Origin of the sequence: Candidatus Palauibacter sp. (assembly GCF_965237495.1) — a bacterium.
In the GTDB taxonomy this organism is placed as follows: domain Bacteria; phylum Gemmatimonadota; class Gemmatimonadetes; order Palauibacterales; family Palauibacteraceae; genus Palauibacter.
Genome location: NZ_OZ250143.1, coordinates 976,066 through 995,546, shown reverse-complemented (window position 1 = coordinate 995,546; position 19,481 = coordinate 976,066). Strand labels below are relative to the sequence as shown.

21 protein-coding genes and 1 pseudogene are annotated in these 19,481 nt (G+C 69.2%); 1 reads left to right on the top strand and 21 read right to left on the bottom strand.

Going from position 1 to position 19,481, the window contains the following annotated elements; genetic code table 11:
* Positions 1-23: 23 nt before the first annotated feature.
* The 7 genes from ACPXY0_RS04190 to ACPXY0_RS04160 form a co-directional block, all read right to left on the bottom strand.
* Entirely contained in the window at positions 24-239 is a 216-nt protein-coding gene (locus tag ACPXY0_RS04190) for a hypothetical protein (RefSeq protein ID WP_423928763.1), read from the bottom strand.
* Between the two features lie 14 nt (positions 240-253).
* A complete protein-coding gene (locus ACPXY0_RS04185; protein WP_423928761.1) occupies positions 254-907 on the bottom strand; it encodes a hypothetical protein in 654 nt (217 codons plus the stop codon).
* Positions 904-1,713, bottom strand: a complete 810-nt coding sequence (locus tag ACPXY0_RS04180) for an enoyl-CoA hydratase/isomerase family protein (protein ID WP_423928759.1) — start codon at positions 1,711-1,713, stop codon at positions 904-906. The genes ACPXY0_RS04185 and ACPXY0_RS04180 overlap by 4 nt, the downstream gene beginning before the upstream one ends.
* Positions 1,714-1,720: 7 nt before the next feature.
* The gene (locus ACPXY0_RS04175; RefSeq protein ID WP_419941249.1) at positions 1,721-2,062 is read right to left on the bottom strand and encodes an AtuA-related protein; all 342 of its coding nucleotides are present in this window, start codon (positions 2,060-2,062) and stop codon (positions 1,721-1,723) included.
* Positions 2,059-3,525 (bottom strand): acyclic terpene utilization AtuA family protein, encoded by a 1,467-nt coding sequence (locus ACPXY0_RS04170; RefSeq protein WP_423928757.1) that lies wholly within the window; start codon positions 3,523-3,525, stop codon positions 2,059-2,061. The genes ACPXY0_RS04175 and ACPXY0_RS04170 overlap by 4 nt, the downstream gene beginning before the upstream one ends.
* Before the next feature lie 10 nt (positions 3,526-3,535).
* Positions 3,536-5,140 carry an acyl-CoA carboxylase subunit beta gene (locus ACPXY0_RS04165; RefSeq protein ID WP_423928755.1) on the bottom strand — a complete coding sequence of 535 codons (1,605 nt, stop codon included), beginning with the start codon at positions 5,138-5,140 and terminating at the stop codon, positions 3,536-3,538.
* A gap of 93 nt (positions 5,141-5,233) precedes the next feature.
* Positions 5,234-5,635, bottom strand: coding sequence for a cobalamin B12-binding domain-containing protein (locus tag ACPXY0_RS04160; RefSeq protein ID WP_423930563.1), 402 nt, complete (start codon positions 5,633-5,635; stop codon positions 5,234-5,236).
* 133 nt (positions 5,636-5,768) lie between these two features.
* Here ACPXY0_RS04160 and ACPXY0_RS04155 point away from each other — a divergent pair, with 133 nt between their 5' ends.
* Entirely contained in the window at positions 5,769-6,884 is a 1,116-nt protein-coding gene (locus tag ACPXY0_RS04155; RefSeq protein WP_423928753.1) for an AI-2E family transporter, read from the top strand.
* A gap of 26 nt (positions 6,885-6,910) precedes the next feature.
* Here the strand turns inward: ACPXY0_RS04155 and ACPXY0_RS04150 are convergent, their stop codons facing one another.
* The 14 genes and pseudogenes from ACPXY0_RS04150 to ACPXY0_RS04085 all read right to left on the bottom strand — a co-directional run bounded on the left by ACPXY0_RS04150 (position 6,911) and on the right by ACPXY0_RS04085 (position 19,467).
* Positions 6,911-7,966, bottom strand: a complete 1,056-nt coding sequence (locus ACPXY0_RS04150) for a threonine aldolase family protein (protein WP_423928751.1) — start codon at positions 7,964-7,966, stop codon at positions 6,911-6,913.
* A 43-nt stretch (positions 7,967-8,009) separates the two neighbouring features.
* Positions 8,010-9,758 carry an amidase gene (locus tag ACPXY0_RS04145; RefSeq protein WP_423928749.1) on the bottom strand — a complete coding sequence of 583 codons (1,749 nt, stop codon included), beginning with the start codon at positions 9,756-9,758 and terminating at the stop codon, positions 8,010-8,012.
* Positions 9,759-9,924: 166 nt separating this feature from the next.
* Positions 9,925-10,197 carry a type II toxin-antitoxin system HicB family antitoxin gene (locus ACPXY0_RS04140; RefSeq protein WP_423928747.1) on the bottom strand — a complete coding sequence of 91 codons (273 nt, stop codon included), beginning with the start codon at positions 10,195-10,197 and terminating at the stop codon, positions 9,925-9,927.
* Entirely contained in the window at positions 10,146-10,349 is a 204-nt protein-coding gene (locus ACPXY0_RS04135) for a type II toxin-antitoxin system HicA family toxin (RefSeq protein WP_419943521.1), read from the bottom strand. Before ACPXY0_RS04135 ends, ACPXY0_RS04140 begins: the two co-directional genes overlap by 52 nt.
* 68 nt (positions 10,350-10,417) lie before the next feature.
* Positions 10,418-11,623: an aminotransferase class V-fold PLP-dependent enzyme gene (locus tag ACPXY0_RS04130; RefSeq protein ID WP_423928745.1), complete on the bottom strand. Its 1,206-nt coding sequence runs from the start codon at positions 11,621-11,623 to the stop codon at positions 10,418-10,420.
* Complete coding sequence (locus ACPXY0_RS04125; RefSeq protein WP_423928743.1) at positions 11,620-12,816, bottom strand: dicarboxylate/amino acid:cation symporter; 1,197 nt, start codon at positions 12,814-12,816, stop codon at positions 11,620-11,622. The genes ACPXY0_RS04130 and ACPXY0_RS04125 overlap by 4 nt, the downstream gene beginning before the upstream one ends.
* Positions 12,817-13,233, bottom strand: a complete 417-nt coding sequence (locus ACPXY0_RS04120; protein WP_423928741.1) for a PIN domain-containing protein — start codon at positions 13,231-13,233, stop codon at positions 12,817-12,819.
* A gap of 375 nt (positions 13,234-13,608) precedes the next feature.
* Positions 13,609-14,760: a 6-bladed beta-propeller gene (locus ACPXY0_RS04115; protein ID WP_423928739.1), complete on the bottom strand. Its 1,152-nt coding sequence runs from the start codon at positions 14,758-14,760 to the stop codon at positions 13,609-13,611.
* 164 nt (positions 14,761-14,924) lie between these two features.
* On the bottom strand, positions 14,925-15,074 hold the full coding sequence (locus ACPXY0_RS04110) for a hypothetical protein (RefSeq protein ID WP_423928737.1): 150 nt from the start codon (positions 15,072-15,074) through the stop codon (positions 14,925-14,927).
* A gap of 488 nt (positions 15,075-15,562) precedes the next feature.
* Positions 15,563-16,711 carry a 6-bladed beta-propeller gene (locus tag ACPXY0_RS04105; RefSeq protein WP_423928734.1) on the bottom strand — a complete coding sequence of 383 codons (1,149 nt, stop codon included), beginning with the start codon at positions 16,709-16,711 and terminating at the stop codon, positions 15,563-15,565.
* A complete protein-coding gene (locus ACPXY0_RS04100) occupies positions 16,708-17,115 on the bottom strand; it encodes a hypothetical protein (protein WP_423928732.1) in 408 nt (135 codons plus the stop codon). The genes ACPXY0_RS04105 and ACPXY0_RS04100 overlap by 4 nt, the downstream gene beginning before the upstream one ends.
* A 20-nt stretch (positions 17,116-17,135) precedes the next feature.
* Complete coding sequence (locus tag ACPXY0_RS04095; RefSeq protein ID WP_423928730.1) at positions 17,136-18,599, bottom strand: 6-bladed beta-propeller; 1,464 nt, start codon at positions 18,597-18,599, stop codon at positions 17,136-17,138.
* Positions 18,600-18,732: 133 nt separating this feature from the next.
* Positions 18,733-18,966, bottom strand: a pseudogene (locus tag ACPXY0_RS04090) (VOC family protein); the annotation flags it as partial.
* A gap of 39 nt (positions 18,967-19,005) precedes the next feature.
* Positions 19,006-19,467 (bottom strand): VOC family protein, encoded by a 462-nt coding sequence (locus ACPXY0_RS04085; RefSeq protein WP_423928728.1) that lies wholly within the window; start codon positions 19,465-19,467, stop codon positions 19,006-19,008.
* Between the last annotated feature and the right edge of the window lie 14 nt (positions 19,468-19,481).

The following is a 19,481-nucleotide window of genomic DNA, read 5'->3' as shown; positions in this document are numbered from 1 at the left end:
GCGTCAGTCGGCGTCGGTCGGCGTCAGTCGGCGTCGGCTTTCCGGCCCAGTCTGAGGACGAGCGCGGCGAGGATGAGGCCGCACCCCGCGCCGGCCAGGAATTCCTGCTCGATGAAGGCGCCCGCGAACCACGCGGCGCCCCCGGCGAGGCTGAGTCCCAGTTGCAGCCTGAGCCACCAGTCGCGGCTCGCGGTCGGTTCGCCGCCGCCGCCGGCGTCCGTCGGCGTCTCGGTCTCCACGCGCGGCCCGGGTTCTACTCGTCGATCGGGCGCGCGACGGGCGTCTCGTCGCCGGCCTCGCCCCAGCCGATGACCGACCCCGCGACCATCCCCCACAGGAAGTTGAGCCCGAGGACGAAGACGAAGGTGAGCGCCCCCAGCTCGAGGCCGAAGAGGCCGAGGTCTCGGTCGACGGGATACACCTTGAGCAGGAGGTAGAGGGCGGGCACGAGGCTGAACAGCGCTCCGCGCGCGCCGGGCGACGCGCCGGGCAGTTCGCCGTAGAGGATCCCGAGCACCATGCCCCACACGGCGCCGCTCCCGAGATGCGCGAGGAACGCCGGCCCGCTCCACGCCGAGGTGAGCCCCACGCCCAGTGCGCCCGTGAGACCGATCTCGGCGAGGACCGAGAGGGCCGCGGCGGAGACAGCGGCCGCGAGGCTCCCGCCCAGCAACCCGAGACCGAGTCGGGCGCTCAGGTCGAGCCGGCCTTCGACCGCGGGGCCGTGCGCCCCGCCGCCGAGCAGCACGCCCGCCGCGGCCAGCGCGACGACGAGCAGCAGGACCGCGATGCTGAGCGACTCCCCGCCCGTGGTGAGGAGGAAGAGACCCGCCGCGCCCGAGGCGAGCGCCCCCGCCCGCCACAGGAACGCCGAACCCGGCGGCGAAACGACGTCGCTGTCGCTCATGCTGTCTTCCCTTCGTCCTGTTTCTTGTCGTCCTGTTTCTTGCCGCGGGAGAGGAACTTGCGGATGCCCGCCTGGCAATCGTCGGTCATCCGGGCGAGCGCGTTCACGCGGGCGCCGGCCGCGATCGCGGCCTCGAAGCTCTGCGCGTCGGCGCCGTACAGGAGCCGCTTGGTCAACGCGAGCGCCGAGGCGCTCCGGCTCGCGAGTTCAGTCAGGAACGCGGAGGTCTCCGTCTCGAACTCCGCGTCGGCGTAGACCCGGTTCACGAGGCCGAGCCGCGCCGCCTCGCGCGCGTCGATGGTGTCTCCGAGCGCCATCAGTTCGAAGGCGCGCCTCTCTCCCACGTTCCGGCGCAGGATCGCCGTCACCATGGCGGGGACGAAGCCGAGCCGCACCTCGGGATAGCCGAAGCGGGCGCTCTCCGCGGCGAGCACGAGATCGCACGCCGTCGCGAGCCCGCACCCGCCGGCGAGCGCGCGACCGTGCACGACCGCGACGACCGGCTTCGAGAGTTTCCGGAGGAGGGTGAACAGTTCCCCCAGTGCCTCCGCCTCCCGCAGACTCGCGAGGACGCCTTCCTCGACCGAGGCCTGTACCTCGGCCAGATCCGCCCCGGCGCAGAAGTCCCGGCCGTGCCCGCCGAGTCCGATCACGCGCACCCGCTCGTCCGCGTCGGCGAGCGCGAGCGCCTCCTTGAGTTCGGCGACCAGCGCCCCGTTGAGCGCGTTCCTCCGGGCGGGCCGGTCGAGGTGGATCCGGTTCACGCCGGTCCGCTCGTCGATGTCTATGTCGAGGTATTCGAACATGGGTGCCTCAGTCGGGCTCCGGACGCCCCGCGCCGTCGGGGATCTCGATCTCCATCCTCAGGAGAGCGGTGGAGAACGTCTTCCCCTGCGCGTCGAGCATGAGCGACACCGTGCCGCCCCCGCCCAGCGAACGGTGGAGGAGGAAGTTGAGCGCGCGCAGGTTCGGAAGCTCGAAGCGCTCCACTTCGCCCTCGCAGATTCCCTTGAAGTGATCTCTTACGCGTTCTGCCGTAACCTCCTTCTCCAAAATAGGATAAAGTTCGTCGTCGAACGCGATGAGGCCGACGTTCGCGGTATCGCCCTTGTCGCCGGAGCGGGCGAACGCGACCTCCGCCAGGCGGACCCTCACAGCTCGATCGTCTCCACGCGGACGCGGCTCTCGACGACCTCGCGGTCGATCAGCGCCGGCCAGTAGGCGACGACCTCCTGCACCCTCGGGCGGCCGCCCGCGAACCCCGTCACGCTCGGCGGGCCCGCGAGGATGAGCGGGGCGATCTCGCGGCTGAAGCGGGACACCGCGTGACGGTCCGGGCTGCGCACGCCGACCCGCAGCGTGACCTCGGGCAGGTCCTCCGGCGGCTCGCCCGCCAGCGGCCCGTGGCACGCCCCCGCTCCGACGAACTCCGTGCGGATCTCATCGAAGACGAGGCCGAGGTGTGCGAGGCGCCCGCGCAGGATCTCGTCCGCGCGCCGCGCCTTCTCCACCGCGTCCGGCCACGCGTAGGTGAGCGTGCCGACCGCCTTGTAGCCGGCGTGGTAGGCGATCGAGACCTTGAGTTGGTCCGTGCGGGGGCGGCCGGCCACGCCCTCGACCCGGACGCGGTCCCCACCGAGGTCCCGGAGCCGGATGGTCGAGAAGTCCGCGATCACGTCCGGCGTGATGTAGTCGCGCGGGTCCCCGAGTTCGTACACGAGTTGCTCGGTGACGGTGGCCCGGGTCACCCGCCCTCCGAGTCCCGGGTGTTTCGTCACGACGAAGGAACCATCCGCCTCCGCCTCGATGATGGGGTAGCCGGGGAGGATGAGGTCGATCTCGCGCCAGTCCACGAGCGAGTTCCCGCCCGAGGCCTGGCAGCCGCATTCGTTAATGTGCCCGGCGACGACCCCGTGCGCGAGCCGGTCCCAGTCGTCGGCGTCCCAGCGGAACTCGTGCATGAGTGGCGCGTAGGTGAGCGCGGTGTCCGTCGAGCGGCCGGCGACGACGATGTCGGCCTCCTGCTCCAGCGCCTCGATGATCGGTTCGGCGCCAAGATAGGCGTTCGCAGCGGCCACCCGGTCGCGGACCGTGGAGAGCGGGGCGCCCGTCTCCATGTGGCGCAACCCGTGTCCCGCCGCGATGAGGTCATCGAGCGAGTCCATGAGATCGTCGCCCGTGATCACGGCCACGCGGGGCCGGCGCGGGAGCGACTGGTCCGCGAACGCGAACCCCAGTTCGTTTCGGCACCCCTCCGGGTTCACGCCGCCGGCGTTCGATACGACGCGGATCTCGCCGGCGATGAGGTCCTCGATGAGGTCGTCCATGAGGAGGACGAAGTCGCGCGCGTACCCCGCCTCCGGGTTCCGGGCCCGCTGCTTCTGCATGATCGACATCGTGATCTCGGCCAGGTAGTCGAGCATCAGGTAGTCGATCGCGCCGCGGCGCACCTGCAGCTTGGGCGCCTCCTGCCAGTCGCCCCAGAACCCCTGCCCCGAGGCCACCCGCACCGTGGCGCCGCCGCCGCGCCCGATCCGAGCCGGGCGGGGCTGTTCCGCCAGTCCTACCGCGGTCGCCTCCGCCTCGAGCGCCACCGAGTCCGTCACGCCGTCGGTCATCGGCCGGCCGTCACAGGCTGTCGGGGAGGGTGAAGGGGCCGAGGTGGGGGCCCGGGTTGCCGAGCGAACAGCGGAGCGCGAGGGAGAGCGCGGGCCGTGTGTCCTCGGGCGAGAGGATCGCGTCCACGAACCCGCGCGCCGCGGCGTACTTCGCGTCGAGCTGGTGCTCGTAGTCCTGCCGCGTACGCTCGATCGCCGCCGCCGTCTCTTCGTCCAGCCCTTTGCCGGAACCCTCCGCCGCCTCCGCCGCTTCCGAGAGCTTGCGGCCGAAGGCGGCCTGCACGGCGGCCTCCCCCTCCATCACCGCCATCCGTCCCGTCGGCCAGGTGAAGATGAAATCGGGGTCGAACCCCTGCCCGGCCATCGCGTAGTACCCCGCCCCGCTCGCGTGGTTGACCGTGAGCACGAGCTTGGGCACGCGCGCCGTCGCCATCGACTCGACCATGCGCGCACCCGCCCGGATGATCCCCGACTGCTCCGCCTCCGGGCCCACCATGAACCCGCTCACGTCCTGTACGAAGAGGAGCGGGGTGTCGTGCCGGTCGCAAAGATCCATGAAGTAGGCGACCTTCTCCGCGCTCTCCGTGTACACGATGCCGCCGAACTTCGGCGGTTCGCCGGGCGCTCCCCGGAACATGCCGCGCCGGTTCGCGATCACTCCCACCCGGAAGCCGTCGAGGTGGCCCGTGCCCGTGAGCATCTCCGGCGCGTGGTCCGCCTGGAACTCCTCGAACGGCCCCTCGTCGAGGATCGTGGCGAGCACCGCCTCCATGTCGAACGGCTGGCGATGGTCGCCGGGGAGGAGCGCGTAGACCTCCTCGGGGGCGCGCGCCGGATCCCGCGGCTCGGCGGCGGGACCCGGACGGCCCGCGGGCGGGAGCCCCCGCACCAGGGAGCGCAGCTTCTCGATGCACGCCGGGTCGTCGGCCACCCGGTAGTGCGCCACGCCGCTCACCCGGTTGTGCATCAGCGCCCCGCCCAGTTCCTCCGCCTCGACCTCCTGCCCCGTCGCGCCCTTCACGAGGTTGGGCCCGCCGAGGCCCATGAAGCTCGTCCCCTCGACCATCACGATCACGTCGGAGAGCGCCGGCAGGTAGGCGCCGCCCGCGATGCACTGGCCCATGACGGCGGAGATCTGCGGCACCTCGAGGTAGTGCCGCATGATCGAGTTGTAGTAGAAGATCCGGCTCGCGCCGTACTGGCCCGGGAACACGCCGCCCTGATACGGGAGGTTCACGCCGGCCGAGTCGACGAGATACACGATCGGCACGCGGCAGCGCATCGCGATCTCCTGGGCGCGGAGGATCTTGGTGATCGTCTCCGGCCACCAACTGCCCGCCTTCACCGTCTGGTCGTTGGCGACGACGACGACCTCGCGCCCGCACACCTCCCCCACTCCGGTGACGACGCCCGCCGCGGGCGCCTTGCCGTCGTACCGGTCGTGCGCGATGAGGAGGCCGATCTCGAGGAAGCCGCCCCCGTCGTCGATCAGGAGGTCGACGCGCTCGCGGGCCGTGAGCTTGCCCTGCGCGTGCTGCCGCGCGACGCGCTTCTCGCCCCCGCCGCGCTGAATCCGGGCCTCGAGTTCGCGCAGTTCCGCGACCAGCGCGCCCATCCGGCTCTCGCCCATGGGTCGGCGGCTAGCAGCAGCCCGTGCCAAAAGCCCTGCTGCATTCGAGCGGCGATCCATCGCGCGTGAACGCTTCGCTCATCGTTGCTCCTCGAACCAGGCACGGATGTACTGGATCGGCTCCGAAGTCGCGGTCCCCGGGCCGAAGAGCCGGCCGATGCCCGTCTCCTGAAGCGCCTCCATGTCCTCGCCGGGAATGATCCCGCCCCCGGTGACGAGAACCTCCGCCTGGCCCTGCCCGTCGAGCAGCGCCTTCACGCGCGGGAAGAGCGTCATGTGGGCCCCGGAGAGGATCGAGAGCGCGACCACGTCCACGTCTTCCTGCAGCGCCGTGGCCGCGATCATCTCGGGCGTCTGGTGGAGTCCGGTGTAAATGACCTCCATCCCCGCGTCCTGCAGGGCGGCCGCCATCACCTTCGCGCCGCGGTCGTGGCCGTCCAGGCCCGGCTTCGCGACGAGCACCCGGATCTTCCGCTCGATCAAGCGTTCTCCCTCGGTTTTTCGGGGTCTCTCGGGGACGCGTCGAAGGTATCGGCGCGACGGCGGGGCCTGCAACGACGATCGGAGCGTCGCCCCACTTGCTTCGGGGGCGTCCCTGCCGCACCCTCGTCTCATGCGCGACGACGCGACACGAGTACACCGGATCCTTCTCAACCTGGCGGCCTTCGTCATCATCATCGCTGGGATGCGCGCGGCCTCGGCGCTCGTCGTCTCCTTCGTGCTCGCCCTCTTCCTCACCCTCCTCTGCGCGACGCCCCTGCGGTGGATGACGGAACACAAGGTCCCCAAGTTCGTCGCCGTCCTCAGCCTCGTCCTCGTGATCCTGGCCGTGGGAACCGTGATCGGTGGCCTGCTCGGCACGCGAATCGTCGAACTCGGGCGCACGGAAGCGCAACTTGACCGACTCTTCGCGGCGCAGGTCGAGACGCTGGAGGCAACGCTCGGCGGGTGGTCGGCGCGTTTCGGAGTCGAGGGGCCCCAGTTCGATGTCGGCGAACTCCTTCCCAGCTGGTTGCTCGGCTTTCTGCGGCAACTGGTGGAGAACCTCGGGCTCATACTCGCCAACGGGTTCCTGATCATCCTCACGATGGTCTTCATGCTGCTGGAGGTCTCGAGCTTCCCGACCAAGATGCGCGTGGCCTTCGGCGAGGCGGAGGCGACCGAGGCGCGCGCCAACTTCGGGAAGGTGGGGACCGCGGTGCGCCGCTACGTCGTGCTCAAGACCGTGATCAGCCTCGCGACCGGCCTTTCCGTCATGGGACTCACGGCGCTCCTGGGGATCAACTACCCGATCCTGTGGGGCGTGATCGCGTTCCTGCTGAACTACGTGCCCAACATCGGGTCCTTCATCGCCGCGGTGCCCGCGGTGCTCCTCGCGTGGCTCCAGATCGGGCTCGGCACGGCGGTCGCCGCCGCGGCCGGCTACCTCGTCATCAACATCTTCTGGGCCAACGTGGTCGAGCCCCGGGTCATGGGCTACAGGGTGGGCCTTTCCACGCTCGTCGTCTTCGCGTCGCTCGTCTTCTGGGGCTGGGTGCTGGGGCCGGTGGGGATGCTGCTCTCCGTCCCCCTCACGGTGATGTTCCGGATCGTCCTCGGGACGAGCGAGTCGACGCGCTGGATCGCAGTCCTGCTCGGTTCCGAGCGGTCGGACGAGCTTACGTCCGCGATCGATGCGGAGGTGGCTCTCGCAATGGGCAGGTCGGACCCGCCGCCGACCACTTCCTGAGTCGCCGCCGGGCCGCGCAAGCTGCGTCAGGCAGACCCTGTGGCGGCGTAGCGGAAGACGTCGAGGGCTCGCTCCACGTCCTCGTCCGTCGTTTGCAGGTGAGGCACGACGCGCAGGTCGCTCCGGCTGTAGGCGTTGAGGAGAACGCAGCCCGTGCCATTCCCCGTCCGACACCGAGTCGCGAACTCCGGCGCCGTGACGGCCGTGGTCCGGAAGCGGACGATGTTCGTCTCCACGGCCTCCGGATCGACCGCCAGGCCGGGGATTTCGGCGAGGCCGCGGGCGAGGGTCCTGGCCCGGGCGTGGTCCTCGGGCAGCCGCTTGCGGTGGTACTCGAGGGCGTAGAGGGCACCGGCCGCGACGATACCGGCCTGGCGGAAGCCGCCGCCGTAGAGCTGCTTGAAGCGCCGCGCCCGCTCGATGAGGCCCAGGGGGCCGGCCAGGGCCGAGCCCAGCGGCGCGCCCAGAGCCTTCGAGAAGCACACGTTCACGGTGTCGAAGCCCTCCGCGAACTCCGCCTCGGGGATGCCGGTGGCGGCGGTCGCGTTCCAGAGTCGGGCGCCGTCGAGGTGGGTGGCGAGGCCGGCCTCGCGCGCGGCGGCGAGCATCTCCCGCTGGAGGTCGAGGGGCCACACGGCGCCGCCCGCGCCGTTGTGCGTGTTCTCGGCGCACACGAGCCGCACGGGCGACTGCATGCGCGCCCGCACGGGCCCCATGTCGATGTTGAGCGCGGCCCGCAGCGTGGCCGCGTCGAACATGCCGCGCGGGCCCTCGAGCGGGCGGACGACGACCCCGGAGATCGGCGACGGCGCACCGGCCTCCCCGAACCAGACGTGCGCGCCGGGGCCGATGAGCACGGTGTCGCCCGGCTCGGTGTGCGCCCGGAGCGCGATCTGGTTGCTCATGGTGCCCGTTGGCACGTAGACCGCGTCTTCCTTGCCGAGCAGCTCCGCGGTCCGGCGCTCTAGCGCGAGGACGCTCGGGTCGTCGCCGTACGCGTCATCCCCGACCGGGGCCGCGGCCATCGCCGCCCGCATCGCCTCGGTGGGCCGCGTCACCGTGTCGCTGCGGAGGTCGATCACCGCCCCCGCCCCGCGTTCCCCGCCCCGTTCCCTGCGCCGGCGCTCACGTGGCGAACAGCGGCGGCCGCCGCAGATGGTGGTCCGTCGCGTCCTGGACCGCCTTCGCGAGCCGCAGCGTCTCCGCATCGGCGAACAGTCCTCCGACGAAGGAGATGCTCGTCGGCGTCCCGTCCTCCGACCGATACCCGTTCGGGATCACCGCCTGGGGATGTCCCGTGAGGTTCGTGAGCAGGAGCATCGATCCCCCGAAGCTCGGCGTGACGACGACGTCGATCCCCTCCATGACCCGCGCGAAGCGGTGCATGGCGATCGTGCGCAGCCGGTTCGCCTGGATGTATTCGGCCGCGGGGATCATGCGCCCGGTCCGCATGATGTTCGGCCGCGCGTTGGGCTCCTGCAGCACGAGCAGGTCTTCCCGACCGCTCAGGATCAGCTCGTCGAAGGCCGCCCCCTGCTCCGCGCTCAGGATGATCCGCATCGCGTCGTAGGGGATGTCGTCGGGGAGTTCGAGCGGCACAGGGTCGATCCCGAACCCGCGCACGACTTCGAGCGACGCCTCGTCGAACGCCTTCCACTCCTCATCCTCCCGCTCTTCCTCGAAGGCGGAGGGCACGTAGGCGACCCGCAGGTCGGAGAGCGGCCGCTCCGGATCCCAGTCGAAGGCGACGTCGCGCGCCGTCGGATCCTGGTCGTCCGACCCCTGGATCGCGTCGAGCACGATCGCGCAGTCCTCCGCGCTGCGGCAGATCGGCCCCAGCTTGTCCATCGACCACGAGAGGGCCATCGCCCCGGCCCGGCTCACGCGCCCGAAGGTGGGCCGGAGCCCGGAGGCGCCGCAGCGGGTTGAGGGGGAGACGATCGAGCCCAAGGTCTCGCTTCCGATCGCGAACCCGACGAGCCCCGCCACGACCGTCGCGGTGGAGCCGGCCGAGGACCCGCTCGACCCCTGCTCGAGGTTCCACGGGTTGCGGGTCAGCCCGCCGTACCAGACGTCCCCCCTCGCGAGCGCCCCCAGCGTGAGCTTCGCCACGAGCACGGCGCCCGCCGCCTCGAGCCGCCACCCCACCGTGGAGTCCTCGGGGATGTACTGTTCCTCGTACGGCTTGGCGCCCCACGTCGTGAGGGTTTCGTCCTCCGAGAGGAGATCCTTCGCCCCCCACGGGATCCCGTGCAGCGGCCCCCGGTAGTAGCCGCGCGCGATCTCGGCGTCCGCCCGCGCCGCCTGCCGCATGGCGAGGTCCTCGGTGAGCGTGATCACGGCAAGCAGCGTGTCGCCGTGCTGGCGCAGCCGGCCCAGGTACATCTCCGTGAGTTCGGTCGACGTCACCTGCCGCCTGCGGACGAGTTCGGCCAGTTCCGTCACCGGGCGGAAGGCCAGTTCCTCGAGGTTCGCGGGCCGCTCGAGCCCCTGGGGCCGCGTGTAGCGGAAGACGGTCGACGCCGACGGCGCCGGGTAGGAGGTTCCCGGGAGCACCGGTTCGAAGTGGAGCGCGGGGACGACGGAGTTGGGCATCCGCATCGTCCGGAGTTGCGCGTAGCGCTCCCGCATCCCGTTCACTTCCTCCACCATGAGGTCGACTTCCTCGTCGCTGAAGTCGAGCCCGGCGACGCGCACTGCGGCGGCGATGTCCGCCTGGGTGACGGCGTCCTGTCCGCCGCCGGTTTGTGCCCACAGCGCCGCGGGGAGGGCGGTACCTCCCAGTCCCAGCGCTGATACCGCCGCCATGAACGCGCGCCGATCCACGCGGGCGGCGCCCGGGGTCAGCGAATCTGTCGGTTCGTCCCGGGACATTTCGTCACCCCCTATCACAGTTGATGGGCTCCGAAGGATGAGGCTTGAGTGGAAAACGAGCAATCACCGAGGAGTGGTGACGCACGCCATGTCCGGAACGGCGTCTACGGCCGACTGAGACGACATGCGCCGGGTGGCGTGCGGCCTCCCGACCGCTGGCAGGTGCTTACCCGGGTTGCGAAGCCGGTACGTTGACCGACCCGACCGAAGTCTGAGGCTCCGGAACGGGGTCTCCGTGTTCTCGAAGGCATTCGATGTGGAACGTGACTGCCTCACGAAGCAGTCTCTCGGTCTCCTCCAAGGAGTCTCCGGCCGCCACACAACCAGGAAGGTCTGGAACGTACCCGGAGTAACCGTTGGTGCTTCTCTCGATGACGACGGCGTAGGTCAAGGTGCCTTCCTCTGCTTGAGGCCCGCCTGTTTGAGGATACTTGTCCACGTTCCGGGGGCCAAGTCTTTGCTCATGCGACCGGCTATGGTCACGATTCCGGACTTCTCGGGGTGTCGATAGTGCCGATGGCTGCCGCGCGTACGGGCCAGTCTCCAGCCATCGGCATTCACGAGTCGAATGGCCTCACGCACTTTGGGCATCGGCTTCTCCACGCACACGTTCTTCCAACTGCGCCAAGAGACCGATCCATCACCGGGTCAACCGCCTCTCAAGAGTCCTCAGTGCGCGCTTGATACCCTGTCTCGTTGCACCACTCCCGAGTTGCCTCCACCACTCGGTCGATGTCGCCCTGGTCGTTGTAGACGCCGATGGAGAAGCGGAGCATGCCAGTGCGGATGGCGAGGCGGATGCCGGCCGCGGTGAGGTGCTCGTACAGCGAGTTCATGGCCGGATCATCGGCCGTGTAGTGGCGCCCGCCGCCGCTCTCGCCGACCGAGACGATGTGCGCCAGATACGGTCCGGGTCGTCCCCCGACCACCGGGAGACCGAGTTCCAGCAGCCGGCTCGCGAGGTCGGCCGCCAGACCGCGGACGTGCTCCTCGACGCGCTCCACGCTCCAGTCGGAGAGGAGGTCCAGCGCCGCGGCGGTCGCCGCCGCGCCGAGATAGTTGTAGTTGCCCACGTCGAAGCGGAGCGCCCCCGTACGGAAGCGGAGTTCGTCCTCCGAATACGCGGTCTCGTGCGCCCCGTCGAGTTCGATCCCGAATCGCGCCACGTGCACCGGCGTCATCGTCTCGGCCAGCCCGCGCCGGACGTAGAGGAAGCCGAAACCGTACACCGAGAGAAGGGCTTTCTGCGCCGCCACGGCGAGCGCGTCGACCCCCAGGTCGGCGACGTCGGTGTGATAGGCGCCGATCGACTGGGCCGCGTCCACCAGCGTCAGGGCCCCGACCTTCCGCGCCGCCGCTCCGATCGCCCTGACGTCGGTGACGAATCCCGGGGCGAAGGTGATGCTGGGGATCGTCACGAGTCGGGTGCGTTCGTCCATCGCCGCGGCCATCGCCCCGACCGGAATGTGGCCGTCCTCCGGTGCGACCGACCGCACCTCGATGCCGTGCGAGCGGGCGAGGCTGTACCAGAGATAGATGTTGTTCGGGTGCTCGAGCGCGGGACACAGGACCACGTTGTCCCCCGCCCTCCACGGGAGGCTCGCGCCGAACAGGTTGAGGCCGTCGGAGACGTTCTTGGTGATCGCGACCTCTTCCGGGGCCGCCCCGATCAGCGACGCGAACGACGACCGCGCGCGTTCGACGGTGGCCAGCATCCGGGTCTTGTCGCCTCGGCCGAGCACCCGGCGCCCAGTGTGACTCACGACCGCCGCCAGCACCGGATTGGGCATCAGCGCGCTCGCCGATATGTCGAGGTAGACCTGCTGGCTCGCGCCCGGGAAGAGTGCCTTGATTTCCGGCGTCATGTGTGCCTCGCTTCGGAACGGGCGACGAGCGACGCGCCGACCATGTCGCCCATGATGTTTACGGTCGTGTTGCCCACGTCCACCAGACGGTAGATGCCGCCCACGATCGCCGCGACCTCGATGGGGAGGTTGAGCGCCTGCACGTAGATGAGCGCGATCACGAAGCCGCCGCCGGGGACCCCGCCCGAACCCTCCGAGAGCAGCAGGCCCAGCAAGAGGATGGTGACGAAGTCGGCGGGCGAGAAGGAGACGCCGGCCGCTTGCGCCGTGAAGAGGAGCACCGCCCCGAGCATGGCCGCGGTGCCGTCCTTGTTGAGCTGTGCCCCGAGCGGGAGGGCGAAGGAGTACACGCCGCGCGGGAGGCCGAGCCGCCGGGCCGTCTCCAGTCCGACCGAGAGCGAGGCGAGGCTGGACGTCGTGGCGGCGGTCGTGGCCCACAGCGAGCCCGTCGCCCGCAGGAAGCGGGCGGGACGGTAGTCGCTGAAGAACCTGAGGAGGAGCATGTACCCGCCCACGATGACGAGTTGCGCGCCCCACAGTCCCGCGAGGAAGCGTGCCATGGGGCCGATCAACTCCGCGCCGTAGCGGCCTACCGTGACCGCGACGAGGGCGCCGATGCCCAGCGGGGCGGTCCAGAGGATCATGTGGACGAGACGCCGGAAGAGGCGCGCCGCGTCCTCGTACAGCGTGGCGAGGCGCGCCCGGGGACCATCCCCGAGCGCCAGCGTCGCGACCCCGAGCAGGAGCGCGAGGACGACCAGTTGCACGACGTTGCCGTCCCCGAACGCGCGGAAGACGTTCGACGGAATCATGTCGAGGAGGACGTCCGCGACGGAGGGCGCCTCCCCCACCGGCCCCGTGACCTGCTCCGCGGCCGACTCCGTGAGCCGCATCCCGTCTCCGGGCCCCAGGAGGGCCGCCGCCCCCAGTCCCAGCGAGAGCGCGACGAGTTCCGTCACCAGGAAGTAGCTGAGGGTCTTGCCGGCGAGCCGCCCCAGGGTGCGCGTGTCCGCGAGGGAGGTCAGCCCCGCGAGGAGGTTGAAGAAGACGAGCGGCGCGGCGGCCAGTACGAGGAGGGTGATGAAGAGGTCGCCGAGCGGCTGGATCGCGGCGACGCGTTCGCCGAGGACCGCGCCCAGCGCGACGCCGGCGAGCCTGCCGATGAGGATGCGCCCTCCCGGGCCGACCTTCATTCAGCGGACTTCGGCAAACGGATTGATAACTCGCAGACCGCCGTAGTCCTGTTCAGTACTCAAGTCTTCCGAGTACACGATATCGCAGCGGCAGGCGCGGGCCGCGGCCAGAATCGCGCCGTCCCAGTACGACAACTGGAAGCGCCGACTGATGGCGACGGCCGCCAGGAACAGGTCAAACGTGATCCCCTGGACGGGAAAGTGTTCGAGCAGTTCGATGAACCTCAGCGCCTGTGCGTGTGTCAGCGGGTGCGGGCGGCTGTGTCTGGTGACCTGGTGGTAGAACTCCTGCAGGACCTGGACGGACAGGGCCAGGTCCTCGCGGTTCAACAGATCTCGTGCCGCGCGGCGCTTGTCCGCCTCCTCGGGTGACGGGCTCGCCGCGTAGATCAGGACGTTCGTGTCAACGAACCGCACGGCCTTCGTAGAGTTCGGCGCGAGAGACGTTCTCGGACGCCCGGAAGCCACCGCTCGTGGCACGAATGTCCTCGAGCACTTCCTTCAAGAGCCTGCGCCTCCGTTCGAGTGGCGTTTCCATAGCCCGTGAGGTGGGTCCAGCCGAACCGCCATGCGCAGTGGCAAGACTTCCCAGGTACTCCCTCACAAGTGCCGAGACGGAAGTATCCAGCTCCGCGGCCCGGATGCGCGCCAGCCGATGCGTCTCTTCATCCACGGATACGGTGATGTTCCTCATGAACACAATCTCACAGTTAATGTGCTCCACAGCGTAGAGATTCGCATGAGGCGGCGCAATGAGCCGGAAGGAGTACGCCTGCGACGAGTTGGCTCGAGTCAGGGTCTCTGTTCGAACCGGACGCGGGCCGCGCGCTGGACGCCGAGTTCGTCGGTGGTCGTGCCGTAGAGCGCCGTCTCGGTGACCCAGTGAATCGGCCCCGCGCGCACGCGGCGCGGCCAGCGGTACCTCGCCACGAGCGAGTCTCCCTCGTAGACATCGGCTTCGATCGTCTCCGCCCCGTCCGCTGCGGTCTTCTGGATCCACAGCCGACCCCCGCGGTCGAAGAAGAGCGCGGCCAGCGGCGGTTTTCGCTCGGGAAGGTCGAACAGCGGTTCGTCGACGTTGCCCCTCTCCATGTCCCTTTCCAGGCGCTCCCGAGCGGATTCCACTTCGGCCGGGCTGAGGGCCGGGCCGGGGGCGGATGGACCGGTAAGCTGCGAGACGGCACCATCGGGACCGTGAAGTTCTATCTCGTACGCGGTACTCACGGCGCTCGCCCACGCGGCCCGGGGACCGTACGCCTGGAGCCACCTGGGCCCGTACGGCTGATAGAAGTACAGGAAACCCCGACCACGGTCGCTTGCAAACTCCACCGTCTTTCGCCCTTCCGCCGCCGCCGCGGGTTCCCGCACCTCAACCGTGTCCGCGCTCCCGTCGGGACTCAAGTGGATGCGTGCCTCGACGAACTGTCCTCCCCCTTCCGGCAGCAAGCCCACATCGACGATCCGTCCCTCGGCGTTGAAGACGACGGGGTAGCCGCCCAACTGCCCAGCGAAGAGCCGCCTTACGGTGCGCACGTAGCGCGCCCCGGCGGCCTCCAGTTCGAATACGGTGAAGCGCGGCTCCTGGCGCACCCAGAGTTCTCCCTCCGGTGAGAAGCCGACACAGCATGGAGATCTGAACTCCCCGGGGCCATCTCCCTCACCGCCGAGTTGGAAGAGAAAGTTCCCGTCGGGATCGAAGACGCGCACCTCGTGCGCCTGGCTGTCGGTCACGAGAATCCGCCCCAGGGGATCCGCCGCCACCGAGAAGATGCTGCTGAAGAGATAGGGATCGTCTCCCTCAAGCTCCCCGATCTCGAGGTCCACCGTCCCCTCGAAGGTGGGGACATCGGCCGCCGGCGCGGGACCGTCGCCCCCGGAGCAGGCCGCAGCGAGGAACAGCAGGGCGCCGCAGGCGTGGATCGCCGGGAAACGTGGTCCGCTCATGTTCAATCTCCTCGAATGCCCGTCCCGTCCGTCCACCCGTCTTTCCGGCAACCTGGCCGCGCGAGGCGCAGGGAAGAACCTATCGGCGGGTAGGCAGCGCTCCCAGTCCGGCGTGACTACGGGAGTCCAGGGGGTCCGGCGATCGCCAGTCCCCCCTGCAGCCCTTACCGGGCCATGGCGATCACGAGGACCACGGCATCGAGCGCTCCCGGCACGCCGCGGGCCTTGTAGGCATATCGTTCCCCGAAGAGTCTGCCGTTCTCGTCATGGACTTCCGCCTTGATGAGGACTTCTCCGGCCGTTGCGAAGCTCACTCGAATGTCCGCGACATAACTCTCGATGGACTGCGATAGAGGTTCGACGATGCCCGACTGCAGGAGAGTCGTGGTGGGCCATTGCCTGGGGCGGGGCGCCGCAGAATCGGAGCTGGCGAACCAATACCCCGTAACATTGAAGGAACCCGTCGAATTCGATGGGGATGGCGCCAGCGACAGTCGAAAGTCGGAACCGTCCGGGACACCGATCCAGCTTCCGATGCGCCTGTCCATAGTCGCCATGTTCGGCCTATCTTCGGGCCTGGGAGCGGACGGCCCTTCCCAGGTCGGCAAGGAATGGCCTGATCGGAGACGTCCAGATGGATCTATCAATCTGAACTCTATTGCTGTCCGAGAGAAAGAGGTTGAATGTATGAATGAGTAGCAAAAACTATGATTAGCGCGAAAGTGGCGTGACAGATCAGTTCCGAGGCGCCGACATCATCAGGGGCGTGGGGTGTCCGAGGATTCCGAGGTGGACGCCGATATCACCGCCTGTGCTGGAAACGTATGCGGGCCGCGCGCTGGACGCCGAGTTCGTCCGTGGTCGTCCCGTACAGGGCCGTCTCCGTGGCCCGGGGCACGGACCCGGGGTCCACCCGGCTCGGCCAGCGGTAGCGCGCCACGAGGGTCGTTCCCTCGTAGACATTCGCTTCGACCATCTCCGCTCCGTCCGCCGCCCTCTTCTCGACCCATAGCCGGCCCGCCTGATCGAAGAAGATGTCGGCGAGCGGCGCCTTGGTTTCGGGAACCTCGAATGCGGGTTCGTCGAGGTTCGTCACCTCCATGTCCCGCTGCAGGCGGTCGCGGGCGTAGTCCTGCTCGGCCGGGCTGAGCGGCGGTCCCGGCGTGGAGGGACCCGTGATTTCGGAGACGGAACCGTCGGAGCCGTGGAGTTCGATCGAGTACGCGGTGCTGGTCGCCACGGCCCAGGCGCCGCCGGGACCGTGCGCCATCCACCAGAACGCCCCGAACGGCTGATAGAGATAACGCTGACCCGAAAACCCGTTGAACGAGATCTGAACCGTCCTCCGTCCTTCCCTGGCCGCGGCCGGCTCCTCCATGCGGACGGTGTCCGCGCTCCCGTCCGGATTGATGTGGACGCGCCCGCTCATGAGGCGCCCGTCGGTGCTCGGCAGTGAACCGATGTCGATGAGCCGCCCCGCGGCGTCGAAGGTGACAGGGGCGAAGCCCCCCTGCCCCGAGAAGAGCCGTCGCACGGCGCGGAGGGAGCGGACGCCCGCATCGCCCAGCTCGAACGCGGTGTAGCGCGGCTCCTGCCGGACCCACAGTTCGCCTTCGGGCGAGAAGCCGAGGCAGCACGGGACCCTGAACTCGTCGGGGCCATCCCCTTCCCCGCCGAAACGGAAGAGGAAACGCCCATCGGGATCGAAGACGCGGACCTCACTGATCCCCCGGTCGGTGACGAGAATCCGCCCGAGCGGATCCGCAGCCACCGAGGCGATCTGGGTGAACAGGTAGGCGTCGTCCCCCTCGAGTTCGCCGATCTCGATATCCACCGTCCCCTCGAAGATGGGGACATCGGCGTCCGGCGCGGGCGCGTCGCCCCCGGCGCAGGCCGCGGTCGAGAAAAGGACCGCGCCCCAGATTCCGATCCGGACCGAATCTCCGGTCATGAGAAAGCTCCCGTGTGCTCGAACTCCCGCCCGTCCCCTTCGAGATAGGCGTCGGCCCTGACGAAGGTCGTCACTGCCTTACGGCCGGCGATGGGCCGGGGCTCCAAGCTCGAACTCGTTTCGATCGAAGGCGGCGGCCCCGCTTGAGCGTGAAGCGGACGGACTTGAGGCTCTCGACCCCTGCGGTCGGATTCTCCTGCAGCCGGATGACATCTTCCATGGGCGATCCTGGGCTGAAGGTCCGTCTCGAGATCGGTGAACCGGACCAGCCCCGACACCTTCGCCGTGCTCAGCCAACGGGTGACCCTTGCTTCGCTCGCGACCTCGGCCACGCGGGTTGGACCGACCACGGCTTGCCGGATCCGCGCGGCGTCGTGCAGGGAATCGGCATGGATCTTGATCATGCTTCCACAAAGCTCGCTGGCTACGCCAACGATTTCTTCGGGCGGGTGGAGGCCCACTCGCGGTCGCGTAGCCACAGGGCCACGGCCACCGTTGCGAACGCTGCGGACCACGCCCAATAGGCAAGACCCAGATGTCCGTACATGACGAGATCACCATCGACCGTGATCGGGAACGGACGAAGGAGATTGAACACTCCGAGTCCAAGGGCCGAAGCAGCCACGGCTCCGAGCACGCGCCCGACCCACCCACCGATCAAGCCTCGGGCGCGCCCGAGGGCCGGGCACGTCATGACCATCGCGAGGTTCGGCAAGACCGCGAGGATCCAGCCATTTCTCAGCGCGAGTCGCAGCAACTCGATTCCCGAGACTGACAGCCCGAAGTCCGGGTAGGTGATGTGGAGCGGGCTCAGGCCGTCCGGGATCCGGACCGTGCCGAGGATGTCGCCGTCCGGGCGGACGAGGCGCCACTCTCCGCCGGCGCCGGGGCGCATGGACGGACCGTGACCGAGCCAGAGCGCGTCGCCCGGGGCGTCGTAGAGCTTGACCCACAGAAGGCCTCGGTCGTCGGCGAGGAGGCCGCCGATCTGCGGGAACTCGTCGCTCCGGGGCAGGCGCTCCAGCATCCCCAGATACATCTCCCGATTCCGGGCGCGGAGTTCGGCTTCGAGCGCGGACCACACCGAGTCCGTGTCCGCCGAGCGATCGTCGGTCGGCAGAATAATCGTGCGACCGACGGCGCCGTCCGGTCCCCGTACGTCGATCCCGGCCTCGTATCCGTCCGCCGCGAAGAGGGAGTCGCCGAGAACCGCAACGCGCGGCAGCGGAGTGAATGGGAGGGGTTGCCCGCGCAGCCGCCGCATCCCCCGGAGGTCTCCCAGCGCGCCCCGCGGCTCGCCGCCGGGACCGAAGCGGGCGAGGACCCAGCGATCCGGGATCGCCTCCGGGGTGTCCGGCGATCCCCCGAACTCCAGCGACGCGAGCGCCATGTCGCCGTTCCCGAAGGGGCCGAACAGGACCTCGGGGGTCACGGAATACTCCTCTTCCCCCTCCACTCGCAGGCGGTTCGTGCTCACGAGTTCGCCGTCCGGTCGGTAGGTGGAGATCCGCAGGTTCCCGCGGTCCCACAGGCCGATCAGGGCGTCGGGCGTGAGCCAGAGTCCGGTGACACCGCTGAACTCTCCGGGCCCCTCGCCGCTCCGACCGATGCTGTTGAGGAAGGTCCCGTCGGGGCCGAACACCCGGATTTCGTTAACTCCCTCGTCGGAGACGACCACGCGTCCGTCCTCGAGGAGAAACGCCTGTCCGATGGAGCTGAACAGGTACGCCTCGGCGCCCTCCATCTCCCCGATCTCGATCAGGGGCTCGGGGCTGATCCGAACCGCCTCCGATTGGTGGGCGAGATCCCCACAGGCTGACGAACTGGCCAGCAGACTCGCGAGCAGACAGGGGCCGACGCTCCGGACCGCCAGTGTGACAGGCTGCATGTCTAGATCGCTCCCGCAGGTGGCCGACCCCAGTGACTCGCTCGAGTCGCTTCGATCCCACCCGAGAACGCTTCGCCCCTTGCCGGCGACCGCCGGGAAACCGCCGGACGGGGGTCGGCGGGACGGATCCGGGTCAGTCCCCCTCGCCCCGGAATGCGGCCTCGAGCGTCGCGATCTCGATCTTCTTCATCTTCAGCATCGCTTCCCACACCCGGGCGGCGGCCTCCCGGTCGGAGGCCTCCGTCATCTCGACCAACTGCTCCGGGACGATCTGCCATGACACGCCGAAGCGGTCGGTGAGCCAGCCGCACATGCTCTCCTCGCCGCCCCCCTCGAGGAGGCGGTTCCAGAGCCCGTCCGTCTCCGCCTGGTCCTCAGAGACAGGTGCGGACCTTGCGTCGCTCCGTCATGAGGCGCCCTCCTCGGCTGCGGTGGCATCGGAGGCGGCTGCGGCGCCCTCCTTGGCTGCTGCTGCTGCTGCGGCGGCGGGGTCGAGCCAGAACGGCTCCCAGATGTGTCCGTCGAGGTCCGCGAAGTCGCGGCTGTACATGAAGCCGTAGTCCTGTGGTTCCCGGAGTGCCTCCGCTCCGTGCGCGAGGGCCGTCTCCATGAAGGCGTCCACCGCCTCGCGGCTCTCGAGTTGAAGGGAGACCAATACTTCTGTTGTCTCGTGCGCGTCCGCGAGCGGGCGGAGCGTGAAGGTGGCGAACCTCTCGCGCGTCACCAGCATGGAGTAGCAGTTGCCGCCGATCTCCATCCCCAGCGTCATTTCGTCGCTGAAGTCGTCGTTGAAGGTGAAGCCGAGGGCCGTGAAGAAGGCTCGCGACCGCTCAAGGTCGGCGACCAGGAGGTTGATGAAGACGTTCATGGAGGATCCGGTTT